At 38.0% G+C, this 12,907-nt stretch carries 13 protein-coding genes; 7 read left to right on the forward strand and 6 right to left on the reverse strand.

The genetic code is table 11. From position 1 onward, the window contains the following. Window positions 1–181: 181 nt before the first annotated feature. On the reverse strand, window positions 182–3,004 hold the full coding sequence (locus G7050_RS05400) for an FAD-binding and (Fe-S)-binding domain-containing protein (protein WP_166112273.1): 2,823 nt from the start codon (window positions 3,002–3,004) through the stop codon (window positions 182–184). Window positions 3,005–3,244: 240 nt separating this feature from the next. Between G7050_RS05400 and G7050_RS05405 the strand changes: the two genes are divergently transcribed. The 6 genes from G7050_RS05405 to G7050_RS05430 all read left to right on the forward strand — a co-directional run bounded on the left by G7050_RS05405 (window position 3,245) and on the right by G7050_RS05430 (window position 6,812). Beyond that, complete coding sequence (locus tag G7050_RS05405; RefSeq protein ID WP_166112276.1) at window positions 3,245–4,477, forward strand: DUF438 domain-containing protein; 1,233 nt, start codon at window positions 3,245–3,247, stop codon at window positions 4,475–4,477. Window position 4,478: 1 nt separating this feature from the next. Continuing rightward, window positions 4,479–4,997, forward strand: a complete 519-nt coding sequence (locus G7050_RS05410; RefSeq protein WP_166112279.1) for a DUF1858 domain-containing protein — start codon at window positions 4,479–4,481, stop codon at window positions 4,995–4,997. Window positions 4,998–5,001: 4 nt separating this feature from the next. Next, on the forward strand, window positions 5,002–5,298 hold the full coding sequence (locus tag G7050_RS05415; protein WP_166112282.1) for a hypothetical protein: 297 nt from the start codon (window positions 5,002–5,004) through the stop codon (window positions 5,296–5,298). Window positions 5,299–5,473: 175 nt separating this feature from the next. Further along, complete coding sequence (locus G7050_RS05420; protein ID WP_166112285.1) at window positions 5,474–5,839, forward strand: DUF6249 domain-containing protein; 366 nt, start codon at window positions 5,474–5,476, stop codon at window positions 5,837–5,839. Window positions 5,840–5,844: 5 nt separating this feature from the next. After that, a complete protein-coding gene (locus tag G7050_RS05425; RefSeq protein ID WP_166112288.1) occupies window positions 5,845–6,402 on the forward strand; it encodes an RNA polymerase sigma factor in 558 nt (185 codons plus the stop codon). Window positions 6,403–6,449: 47 nt separating this feature from the next. After that, on the forward strand, window positions 6,450–6,812 hold the full coding sequence (locus G7050_RS05430; RefSeq protein WP_166112291.1) for a hypothetical protein: 363 nt from the start codon (window positions 6,450–6,452) through the stop codon (window positions 6,810–6,812). A gap of 6 nt (window positions 6,813–6,818) precedes the next feature. Here the strand turns inward: G7050_RS05430 and G7050_RS05435 are convergent, their stop codons facing one another. The 4 genes from G7050_RS05435 to G7050_RS05450 form a co-directional block, all read right to left on the reverse strand. Next, window positions 6,819–7,310, reverse strand: a complete 492-nt coding sequence (locus G7050_RS05435) for a metallophosphoesterase (RefSeq protein ID WP_166112294.1) — start codon at window positions 7,308–7,310, stop codon at window positions 6,819–6,821. A 3-nt stretch (window positions 7,311–7,313) separates the two neighbouring features. Next, a complete protein-coding gene (locus G7050_RS05440; protein WP_166112297.1) occupies window positions 7,314–8,147 on the reverse strand; it encodes a hypothetical protein in 834 nt (277 codons plus the stop codon). A gap of 69 nt (window positions 8,148–8,216) precedes the next feature. After that, window positions 8,217–8,711, reverse strand: a complete 495-nt coding sequence (locus tag G7050_RS05445; RefSeq protein ID WP_166112300.1) for a pyridoxamine 5'-phosphate oxidase family protein — start codon at window positions 8,709–8,711, stop codon at window positions 8,217–8,219. Between the two features lie 98 nt (window positions 8,712–8,809). Next, window positions 8,810–9,550 (reverse strand): RHS repeat protein, encoded by a 741-nt coding sequence (locus tag G7050_RS05450; protein ID WP_166112303.1) that lies wholly within the window; start codon window positions 9,548–9,550, stop codon window positions 8,810–8,812. 151 nt (window positions 9,551–9,701) lie between these two features. On the opposite strand from G7050_RS05450, the gene G7050_RS05455 reads away from it, so the two are divergent. Further along, entirely contained in the window at window positions 9,702–10,769 is a 1,068-nt protein-coding gene (locus G7050_RS05455; RefSeq protein ID WP_166112306.1) for a M20 family metallo-hydrolase, read from the forward strand. A gap of 132 nt (window positions 10,770–10,901) precedes the next feature. On the opposite strand, the gene G7050_RS05460 is transcribed toward G7050_RS05455, so the two are convergent. After that, window positions 10,902–12,884 carry a KUP/HAK/KT family potassium transporter gene (locus G7050_RS05460; protein WP_166112309.1) on the reverse strand — a complete coding sequence of 661 codons (1,983 nt, stop codon included), beginning with the start codon at window positions 12,882–12,884 and terminating at the stop codon, window positions 10,902–10,904. Window positions 12,885–12,907: the final 23 nt, after the last annotated feature.

Consider the following 12,907-nt stretch of genomic DNA (forward strand, 5'->3'; position numbering starts at 1 on the left):
AACGAATTACAAAACTCAAATAAGTAAACTATATTTCCCGTGTCACTTTTGTCACTATTGTAATGTTTTAGGCCTTTACTCTCTGAAATAAAGCCTCTTAAAAAAGTGACAACTACTACCCAAAAGTGTCACCTTTTTGTGTAGTAGTTGTTATAAATGTGAAGTAAATGTATACAAGTTGTCACCTTGTAACCTCATCAATCAAATAGAATATCGACTTAAAGTTTACATCACTGTATTCTGTCATTCCGATTTCGCAAGTACGGCTCGTAGAGAAACCGTCTTTGCAACCGGCCGGAATTTGTTCTGCAAGATGTCTTTGACCATGTTTATTCAGTTCGGGATAAGTGAATCCTCTGTCTCCGGCAAAGCCGCAACAGTTGCTTTCGACCATTGCCACTTTGTTTGAACACATTTTTGCCAACTTGTATAGATTTTGCTCCATTCCGATTTTCTTAACCGAACATACAGGAAATACGCTGACTACTTCACGTGGATTTTTAACAGGCAGTTTAGGCATTACAAAATCGAGCATAAACTCTATAGGATCGTATATTTTGAGATCTTTATTCGAATATGCTTCATGGAAAGTATAGAAACAAGGGCTCATATCAAACAAGATAGGATACTTACCTCCTTCGGAAGCCTGATAAAGAGCATCTTCCAGTTCTTTCGACTTTCGTGCTCCCTCTTCTTTCAGTCCTTTACTGCTGAATGCCATACCACAGCAAAGTGCATTAAGACCTTCGGGATATATTATGGTGAACCCGGCACGGGTCAGAAGCTCTTCGGTCTTACGGGTCAACTCAACGTCTTCTTTCTTGTAGTCCTTTGATTTACCCATAGTCCGGTTGATACAAGACGGAAAGTAAACCACTTTATCGACTTGCCCGGGATTGGCTATTGAGTGCTTAATCTTTCTTGCACCTCTCGGCATATACTTATTCCACTTCGGAATAGAATTACCTGTCAAGAAACGCATACTGCCTGCAATACCACCCATCAAGCTATCACCCAATACTGTTTGAAAGAAGCCTACAATATTAAGTCCGGCTCTACCCATATTGGTAATACCCGGCATGTGATCTCCAATATATTCTGCCAGGTCAATAGCTGTTTCGCTAGCTTCCTGATGGCGTAAGTCTTTGATAAACTTTCCTGTATCTATCTTCACGGGACAAGCCAATGCACAAAGACCATCGGTTGCACAAGTTTCATTCGAGAAATACTGCGCATCACGCAACATCTTCTTCAAACGATCCGGGTCTTCTCCGGCAGCTCTCAAGCGTGATATTTCACGGGCAATGACAATTCTTTGGCGTGGCGAAAGAGTCAATCCTTCCGAAACACAATTCGGCTCGCAGAATCCGCACTCCATACATTTATCTATCAGCTCATGTGCTTCAGGAAGTGGCTTCAGGTTCTCCAAGTGAATCTTTGGATTCTGATTGATGATTACTCCCGGATTGATCAACCTGCGAGGGTCGAATATATTCTTAATCCGCAACATGATCTTATAGGCGGCCTCGCCCCATTCCTTTTCTACGAATGGTGCCATATTACGCCCTGTGCCATGTTCGGCTTTCAATGATCCGTCAAATTGATTGACCACAATATCAGATAGGTCATCCATCAATTTAGCATATCTCTCAACTTCAACAGGGGTTGAGAAATCCTGAGAGAATACCAAGTGTAGATTACCTTCTAAGGCATGACCGAACAAAACTGCATCTGTATATCCGAGCTTTTTGAAAAGGTCTTTTATAGCAATACAAGCTTCAGCCAAACGAGGTACAGGGAATGCTACATCTTCGATGAGACAAGTAGTACCCGTTTTTCTCAATCCTCCAACCGATGACAGCAAGCCTTTGCGAGCTTTCCAGTTAAAGTTATATTCTTTAGGGTCAGATGTAAACACATAAGGTTGAAAAGTAGGAATAGGTGCAACTGCCTTGCGAATTGCTGCTTCCTTCTGATCCATCTCCTCTTTTGTATTCGCCTGAATCTCGACCAACAACACACAGGTTGTTTCGGGTAGCTCTTTGAAATAAGCAGGTGCATCGGGGTCATTTTCTACTGAACGGATAGAATCCCTATCCAGCAATTCAACTGCTGAAACAGGACTTTCCTTTAGCAACGGAGTAGCCTCACAAGCTTTTTCTATGGTGTCGAAAATCATCAAAGTACAAGCTTTGTACTTCTCATCAACAACTGTATGATAAGTCAGATCCGAAATAAAAGCAAGAGTACCTTCGGCTCCAATCATCAGATGTTTGATAATATCAAACGGGTCTTGATAATCGACAAGGGCATTGATACTGTATCCGGTTGTATTCTTTATCTTAAACTTACGCTGAATTCTCTCGAACAATACGCTGTCTGCTTTTACATCATCACGCAATTGTTCTATTTCTTTGATAATCTCGGGGTGCTTTTCTTTGAAAGCCTTTTTACTGTTATCGTCAGCAGTATCAAGTATAGTTCCATCATATAGAACGATACGGATATCTGATATGGTTTTATATGAATTTTGCGATGTACCACAGCACATACCGCTAGCATTATTCGAAGCAATTCCTCCAATCATAGCCGCATTGATGGAAGCCGGATCGGGTCCTATCTTACGACCATAAGGAACCAGAAAGACATTGGCTCTTGCACCTGTAATTCCGGGTTGTAACCTGATCTTAAGACCATCTTCCAATATTGAGTATTTTCTCCAATGGTGAGTCGCAACCATTAATACCGAATCCGTTATTGCCTGCCCTGAGAGACTTGTCCCCGCAGCTCGATACGTTACTGGTATATTAAGCTTTCCGGTTTGACGGATTACTTCTACGGCTTCTTCTTCGGAATGAACCTGCACCACAAGCTTTGGTATAAGCCTGTAAAAACTTGCATCAGTACCATATGCCAAAAGTTGAAGAGGATTTGTTATCAGGCGTTTGGGGTCGATCTTTTTCGACAACTCGCCTATCAGCTGCTCATAGTTTGCGGGTAACATAGTATATCGTGTTTTAGTTGATCTTAGTTCGGTCTTCTCGAAAATGCTTACCGTTAAGTAATACCATGCAATTTATAAAACTTATCTGTATTTATGTGTAAAAAAGAGTTATTATTCTTTACCAACTCCTAAAAAAGAACCTATACATATAAAATACTGCTGTTGTAACATTTGATACAAATTTCGAGACCACAAGAGGATTAGCTTTGTATATATTCAAATATCAAATACCATTCAGCCATGAGCGAACTTATAAATAATTCTGAAAAAAAGAAAGAGCTTCTTAAACACCTGATTCTCCAATTACATAAAGGGGAAGCTCCCGATGCAGTCCGAAAAAGACTGGAGGAAATACTTCGCAGTATTCCTTACGATGATGTGGTGCAAGTAGAACAGGAGCTTATTAATGAAGGCTTACCGACCGAAGAAGTTCTTAAACTTTGTGACATACATACTGCCGTATTAGAAGGACATATCGATCAATCGGGAGCACGCCCTGTTCCGGCAGGTCATCCTGTAGATACATTCAAAAAAGAGAATCAAGAATTAACTAAAACAATTACTCAAACAAGGCAACTGTTCATTAAGGCTCCTAATCTAAAAGAGGAGGAAATAAAAGGTTACCTGATAGAACTAAAAGGGTGCTTCAATGCATTATCAGATGTTGACAAACATTACCTCAGAAAAGAATACCTGCTATTCCCATTTCTGGAGAAGCATGAAATAACCGGACCTCCTAAAGTTATGTGGGGTAAACATGATGAAACCCGTGCTTTACTCAAGGCTGCACATGAAATTTTGAGCATATCTGAAAGTCTTTCTATAAGTGATTTATGCACTGCCATAGCTTATACTTTAGAACCGACTTTATCAGCTATTGATGGTATGATAATGAAAGAGGAAGAAATTCTTCTACCTATGTCTATGGACACTCTAACCGACGAAGAGTGGTATCAGGTTTATCAACAAACTACCGAATTCGGATTCTGTCTTTATGATCCTACGGACAAATGGACTCCCGAAAATATCGAGATAAGTAAAATTACCTATTCGGGTAATGGTAGCATACAACTTCCTACAGGTAGTTTCTCGGTAGAAGAATTGACAGCATTATTCAATATCCTGCCTATGGATATTACTTTTGTGGATAAAGACGACAAGGTTAAATTCTTCTCTTTAGGACCACACCGTATTTTCGACAGGAATCGTGCCATCATCGGACGAAGTGTTCAACTGTGCCATCCTCCGCATAGTGTTCATATTGTTGAGCAAATATTAAGTGACTTCAAAAGCGGAAAAGAAACGAATGCTACATTCTGGATTAATTTCAAAGGTCGCTTTATATACATCGAATATATAGCAATGAGAAACGAAGACGGTGAATACCTCGGCGTTATAGAATGTACTCAAGACCTTACCGAATATCGAAAATTGGAAGGTGAACAACGTTTACCTTCGTATACATCCAAATGATATGGATACACAACTTGATATAAATCTTCAAACCAAAGTGGCAGAAATGCTCGATCATTATCCGCAATTGGAAGAAGTCTTGCTTGAGTTATCACCCTCCTTTGCCAAGTTAAAGAACCCTATTCTCAGGAAAACTATTGCGAGGGTAGCTACTCTGAAACAAATATCAGAAATAGCGAGGCTTAATCCGGGAGAACTGATCTCTAGTTTGAGAAAAAAGGCGAACCTATGCCCTGCGAATACAAATACAGAAGAGTCTCATAAATTTCTTCCCCAGCCGGAATGGGTCAATGAAGAGATCGTTATTGAAACATTTGATGTCTGCCCAATACTTAATGAGGGTAAAAGCCCGATGAAACAAATTATTGAAAAATCTCAATCATTGAAGGCTGAGCAAATACTGAAAATAGTAACACCCTTCGTCCCTGTTCCTATAATCGATATTCTGAAAGCAAAAGAATACAAATACTGGAGCAAGTCAAATAACAATTTAATAGAAACTTATATCATAAAAGAATAAAATCATGACAATAAAACAAATACTCAAAGACCTGGAGTCTGCAAAACGCCCTGTAGCCAAAGTATTACAAAGCGGAACAAACTTCAAAGTAATAGCTATAGGCTTCACTAAAAATATGGTCTTGGAAGATCACAAAACCGACATCCCTGCAAAGCTGATTGTATTGGGAGGTAAAGTCGTATACAAAGAGGGAGAAAAGATGGTAATGCTGTCTCAATATGAAGAAACTCCCATTCCTGCCGGTGTTATGCACTCGGTTACAGCTTTGGAGGATAGTTTATGCCTAGTTATCAAAGGGTAATATCCGAATTTATTATTTTATCTATAAGATGAGGTATTTAGAATAAGCCCTAAATACCTCATTATCTATAAAACAGAATTAATTTGAAAAAAAATACTCAAATTTGTAACCAATCTCAAATTCATCTGGTCATATTCATGTAAACAAATTAATAACAACTAAAACAACCAATATTATGGAATTTGTAGAAGAAGGTTTAATACCAATTATAGCAATTCTATCGGCAGTTGCTCTTCCTATCGGGTTTGGGATGTATCTCGGGCTTGTAAGTATGCGCACAAAGAACAAAGAGAATATGGAACTGATCAAACAAGGAATAGTACCTCCTCCGCAATCGAAGCCTACTCCCAACAGATACAGGTCTTTAAGAAACGGCTTCTTATGCATTGGCATCGCCCTAGGCTTACTTATAGGTAATATCGCAGAAACATTTCTTGCCTTACAGGAAGGTTATACTATGGCGGCTTGTGTGCTTCTGTTCCTAGGACTAGCTTACGTCCTGTTTTACTTTGTTACTAAAGATAAAGACTTAGAAGAGTAACACCAATGGATGAAAAGCTAAAAATAAAACAGGTTTTAAAGGGGGATACGTCCGCCTTTGCCTATTTTGTGGATACTTATCAGGATATGGCAATAACCATCGCCTTTCGTATCTGCGGAAATAAGCAGGATGCCGAGGATATCGTGCAGAATGCTTATGTAAAAGCTTTTCATAACTTGCATACATTCAGAACCGACAGCAAATTTTCGACCTGGTTTTACCGAATAGTATACAATACTGCCCTGACTCATATAAGCAGTTCGGGATTCAGTACCGAATTTGTAGACTATCAACAGATGGATACCGAAAGTTCTTTTTCCGAATGGGATACACTCGAAAGGATTAATGAACAGGAAAAAAAGGCTGTCATAAATGAGACTTTAGAGAAAATGCCTAAAGACGAAAGCCTGCTGCTTACATTGTATTATCTGGAAGAGAACTCGGTAAAAGACATAGTTCTGATAACGGGCTTGGGAGAGTCGAATATTAAAGTAAAATTACATCGGGCTCGAAAACGATTTGCCGATATTATAGGAACTATGATGCATTATGAAAAAGTTTAAGGTCACAGACTTCTCTGCTTATATAAATAAATTATTACATTTATAATATGGAAAAGGATATTAAAAACAATATAGAAGATAGCCAATTCCGAGACTTATTATCCGGAACAAGACTTGAGGCAAGCAACAATCTGAAGTTTAGAATCATGCAACAGATTGAGACGGAAAAGGCTTTATCGAAACAAAAAGCAACAAAAACCCGTTCCGGATTCGGAAATATACTATCGATACTGGGAGTTATGTACTCCTTGATAGCCGTTTTGGGTATCGGTGTATATTTTACTTATGGATCTGAGGCTTTACGATCGCCTGCCTTATTTATGCCTATGATACTTATAACATCGGCATGCAGCGTATTTCTGCTAATCTCTACATTTGATGACAGACGACATTACAAGCATAAGAAATAAGAGCTTTCATTCCGAAAGCTCTATTACCTCTAGGTCTTTTATCGCACCCTCATCTAAAACAAACCGCAACAAGGTTCTTACTTTATGAAAGCCGTATTTTCCGGCTGCACCGGGATTTATATCCAAACAGTTATATTTCTTATCATACATTACTTTCAGTATATGCGAATGTCCGCAAATAAATAGCCTGGGCGGATCTACTTGCAAAATATTCCTCACTTTAGGATCGTAACGACCCGGATAGCCTCCTATATGAGTCATCAAAACATCTACCCCTTCTAATGTGAACCGTAGGAATTCGGGATATACAGCTCTTATATCTGCTCCATCTATATTGCCATATACTGCACGGAAAGGTTTGAATGCCTCAAATTTAAGAGTCAAATCAAACGATCCTATATCTCCTGCATGCCAAACCTCGTCACAATCGGCAAAATGGTTTTTGTATTTCTCATCCCAATAGCTATGGGTATCCGAAAGCAATCCTATTTTCTTCATTCTTTATTTAATAATTGTCTTTGCCGGAATATATTCAATAGTCATAGTAGAAGAGCTTATACCAAGCCAATCAGGCGAAGGCTTTGTTCTGATAGACACGGGATAAAGATCTTTATTATATTGGATCTCATTGTAAGTATATTCAATCCACTTATCATCGCTACTACCAGATGTATATCTCTTTATTGTGTTTTCCAATTGATACTCAGAGAAAGCTGTCTGTGTAATTAAAAACCAATGCGGAGTATTCACATCTTTAAATATTCCATTCTTACGGTCTGTAGTATATCGGTATTTATTCGTATAATCACTTTTAAAAACATATTCGATAACATTCCCTCTGTCGTCAAGCTCATAGGTAACAACCTCTTTGCTTTCGCCCACTAGTGCATACGTTAAAGTTATATTTTTTGATGAGAGCTGAATCGTAGCAAAATCTTTCCCATCTTTATTTATCTTTATTTTATCTCCGTCATAACTATACTTCTCCACTGAGACTTTTGATATTGCACTATTTTCGGATGACGTTATATTAGCTTCAATAATTCGTCCATCAGTATCATACTTAATAACTGTATTTTTGAGGTTAACACTTTTACTTTCGGAAGTAGATGTATATGTATGAGAAATATTTGTCAACCTATTATCATCATCATAAGTGAACGCGTCTACAACTTCAACACTAGTACCTGGAGAACTGCTACTTAAATTATAATTCAGCTTTATCTGAGACGGTAATAATTGTTTATTAGAGATACTCTCATCATCGCTACACGACAACAATAAACATAAAAAAAGGCTCATAGAAAGGCTAAAAAGGAAATTGTTCTTTTTCATAATAATATTATTTAATTTAGTTAATAATATTATAAGATGCCTCTTATTAACATACGCTGCATTATTCTGTCAATCTTTTTTATAATGATGCGACTCTTTATAAGGTACACCAAATACTTTTCCAGTAACTTTATCAACAGGTACTTTCCATATTTTGACATTGCGAACAGCAGGTTCCGAATACTTAAAAGGTCGGTTCGAATATTGATCCATCAATATATTAAGTATCTCCACCTTTTCGTCGAAGTCTTCTATAAAGGTCACTTTTCCACGACAAACGACACTGCTTCCCTTGACTCTGTAACTACAGGCAACTTCTTCATGCTGATGCGTAATTTCGGAAGGAGTACAAAATGTTATGCATATATTCGGATTATTTTCTATTGCCCGAACGGCTGAACCTTCGGGTCCGGAGTGCAGATATACCACATCATCCTTATATCCAAAATTCATGGGGATAACATAAGGTAAACCATCGGTATCTATCAGCCCGATGAAACACTCTTTACATTCTTTTATCGTTTTCTCAATGAATTCTCTTTCTTCAATTGTAATAGTAACCATATTTTTCTTGTATCTGGATTAGATCAAATGTAAAAGTACAAAAAGCACGGCTTAATAAAAAAACGTGCTTCTAAAATGAATCGTTTAAAACAACTTTCTTATTTTATTGTCAGATAATCGATCGTTAACAGAAATTTACTGCTTCCACTAACCTCTACACTTGTAGGATATCCCGCATCATTGTATTTAAGCGTAAATATATCTGCAACGGAGTCGTTTACCTCCTGCAAAGTATTATTTATAAAGCACAAAGGGAATGCCTGCTCTCTTATAAAAAACCAAGATGGTGTTTTGATATTTTTAAATAGACCATTCTTGTCATCGTAAGTTAAAGTGGTAGTATGAATTACGTTTCCATTTATATCTTTTACGGTATACTTATCCATGTTTCCTTTCGCATCATACCCATAAGTATACACTACCTCTGCATTGTATAGTTTCAGCAGCTCGCCCTTACTGCCCAACTCCAATGTATCTCTGTAAAAACCATCTTCAGAAGGGCTTATGCAAAACACTTTATTACCATCGTAAGTGAACTTAGCAGTATCGGCTGACACAACATACGACAAACGCCCTTGCGAATCATAGTTAAATCTGATAGTATCGCCCTCTTCGGCAGTAGCTTCACCCATAGCTTGAATTATATAAGTAAGCCTGTTTTGTTTATCATACCGAAAGTACAGAGTTGCAATACCATCATAGCCCTCTTCCAACGATTTATTCACAATGACATCGGGCAGATAAACACCATCTGTTTCCTCATTTCCGTTATTATCGTCATTACAAGACACAAGAGAAAAAGATACTAAAGCAATTAGCGTTAAGAAATAAAATTTCATAGGATTAATTTTTTGTTTTGTACATGTTTGTTAAGAATACATACAAAGATATTATTTCATACGTATTTTTATAAATAAATAGATCCTCTATTTCTTTATTTAGAACATTCGAACTTATTATTCGAGCCAATATTTTATCTTTGTTTTTGTTATGGAAAAAGATATTGACGAATTATTTTATGATGCAATAGATCTGTTGAAAAACATGATCCGCATTCCTTCATATAGCAGGCAGGAAAATGAAGTAGCCGATATGATAGAATCATATATCCGAAAAGCAGGCTTTACCCCTCAACGAAAAGGCAATAATATATGGATTAAATCGCTCGGTTTTACGGATGCAAAACCCACCATATTATTAAATTCACATATCGATACGGTAAAACCGGTTTCGGGATGGACTAAAGACCCTTTTGAGCCGATTGAAGAAGATGGTTGCTTGTACGGATTAGGTAGCAACGATGCAGGAGCAAGTTTAGTCAGTCTGATGTATACTTTTTTTCTTGTGACTCAGAAGCCACAAGATTATAACCTTATATTTCTGGCTTCTTGTGAAGAAGAGGTTTCAGGTAAAGACGGAATCGAATCTGCTTTAAAGGATATACCCACGCCAAACTTTGCGATAGTAGGCGAACCCACAGAAATGCATCCTGCCATAGCCGAGAAAGGCTTAATGGTGTTAGATTGTGTTGCGACAGGAGAATCGGGGCATGCTGCCCGTAACGAAGGGGTAAACGCCATCTATAAAGCGATGAAAGACATAGAATGGTTCCGCACTTTCGAATTTCCAAATGTGAGCGATCTTCTGGGTCCGGTAAAAATGACCGTTACAATGGTAAATGCAGGAACTCAGCACAATGTAGTACCCGATAAGTGTTCGTTTGTTGTAGATGTACGCAGCAACGAGTGTTACAGCAATGAGCAGTTATTTGAAATTATAAATAAACATACCGAATGTGAGGTTACACCCCGTTCATACCGCCTTAATTCATCAAAAATTGCGATTGAAAATCCTTTCGTACAACGTGCAATAGTTCTAGGCAGAGAACCTTATGGATCACCCACGTTATCGGATCAGGCACTCATGCCGTTTCCTTCGGTAAAGATGGGTCCCGGAAATTCGACTCGTTCACATACTGCGGATGAGTATATAAAACCCGATGAAATAAGGGAAGCAATAGAATACTACTACAAGTTATTGAATGGTTTGAGCATCTAATGTCTCAAACCTTTTTTTATTACTTTCGGAAATATTAAGGTCACAGACCTTTTTATTGCTTTGACAAGTATAACAAATATAGATTGTTACAAGTATAAAATATACCAATAAATTTTATTCTTTACTTAACACTTAAGATGTCTCGCCTTGGTCTGCCAAATCAGACTGTGTTATCAACCTTTCAAGAATATCATCCTTGTGGTGTACATTCACCAACGGAACTGTTTCCACAACCGCAAAAGAAGGGTCAAGATCGAGCATTTGCGTATCGGATGTACTGAATCGCTTAATCAGGTTATACCAAGCTAAAATAATACGCTGACGAGGTTCTAGTTCAATATTACGGAATATACGATCAACAACAATAAAAGAGAAATCTCCTTTTGCATTGTGCATCGAGGGAAAGCGTGAAGACAGATCGACTTCTTTCTTCTTCTCCATATTATAACATATCAAACGTACGTACTTATCGGTGTGTATACCTACTTTAAAGCCAACCCGAAGATCGATTCTGAAGATTTTTCCGGGAACAAAAGTCTTCACATCATAACTAAACTCATAAGGAGCATCTGTTCTCTTGATACGCACAAACCAATATGTGTCAGCCCTTTTGGGGAATTTTTTAAATAGTGAATAAGTTATTTTACTTTCCAAAGCATGTTTATTATTCGCCTTGGTTATATAAACCAGATTAGTTGCGGTTTTGGGGATTGAAGTATCTTCACTTATTTCCTGTATATGTGCCAAATAAGGTTCGTTTACCTGATCATAGGTTGTATAACGTCTCTTGATACGACGACCGTTGAACCATGAATACATCATGAAGAAGATGATTGCTGCTATAAGAATAGAAGCAAAACCTCCGTGTGCAAATTTCTGCATATTAGCTACAAAGAAGCTAAACTCTATAATGAAAAAGAATAGCGAAACGGGAATACTAAACCAAGCCGGCTTTTTCGTTTCTTTGAAATAAAGGTAGAGTAACATGGTGGTCATCAACATACTCAATGTAATCGCCAACCCGTATGCAGCCTCGAGATTTGAAGAAGACTGAAACATCATGATGATTATCGCACAGAATATCATCATCGTAAAGTTGACCGATGGAATATACATCTGACCTTTGATATGTGTCGGGTATTTGATCTTCACATTAGGCCAAAGATTCAGCGATATAGCCTCACTAATAACGGTGAACGACCCACTTATAAGTGCCTGACTGGCAATAATAGAAGCAGCAGTAGCCATGGCAACCCCAATAAAGCTAAACCACGAAGGCATCATACTAAAGAAAGGGTTAATTCCATGATGAACGAGAGATGGGTTATCTATAATCCAAGCTGCCTGCCCTAAATAATTAAGAATCAATGTAATTTTAACGAAAACCCACGAAATACGGATATTTTTGAGTCCGCAATGCCCAAGGTCCGAATATAAGGCTTCGGCTCCCGTCGTACAAAGGAAAACCGCACCTAAAATAAACATGGTATGAGGGGCTTCTATCAGAAAGCGAATAGCGTAGAGTGGATTGAATGCTTTTATTACACTCAGATCATAGATAAACTGACTTAGTCCTACAACACCTATCATTACAAACCAAGCAAGCATGGCTGTTCCGAAATATTTCCCCAATGAACTTGTTCCCAGAGGTTGTATTAAGAATATTCCCATAACAATAAGTAGCGTAGCAGGAACAATAGGTACTTCGGGAACAATATTATTTAATCCCTCCATAGAGGTAATAACCGTCATTGCAGGAGTAATTACACCATCAGCCAATAAAGTAGCAGCACCTAAAGCCGCAACCACATAAGCCCAACGGTATTTCTGCCGGATGAGTGCATATAAAGCCAAGATTCCTCCTTCACCTTTGTTATCGGCTCTCAGTGTAAGAATTACGTATTTAAGGGTAGTTTGGATAGTTAAAGTCCAGATTACACAAGATACTGCACCAATAATATATTCAGGACGAGAAAGTTGATTATCCGGAAGTGCCTCCAATACCGATTTCATCACATAGAGCGGTGATGTTCCTATATCGCCAAACACTACTCCGATTGCCATAATTATACCTATCGGTCCGAAAGGTACTTTATGCCTTTTATTGCTACTCATACTTTATTCATTAAAAAATAGCC

Origin of the sequence: Dysgonomonas sp. HDW5A (assembly GCF_011299555.1) — a bacterium.
In the GTDB taxonomy this organism is placed as follows: Bacteria; Bacteroidota; Bacteroidia; order Bacteroidales; family Dysgonomonadaceae; genus Dysgonomonas_A.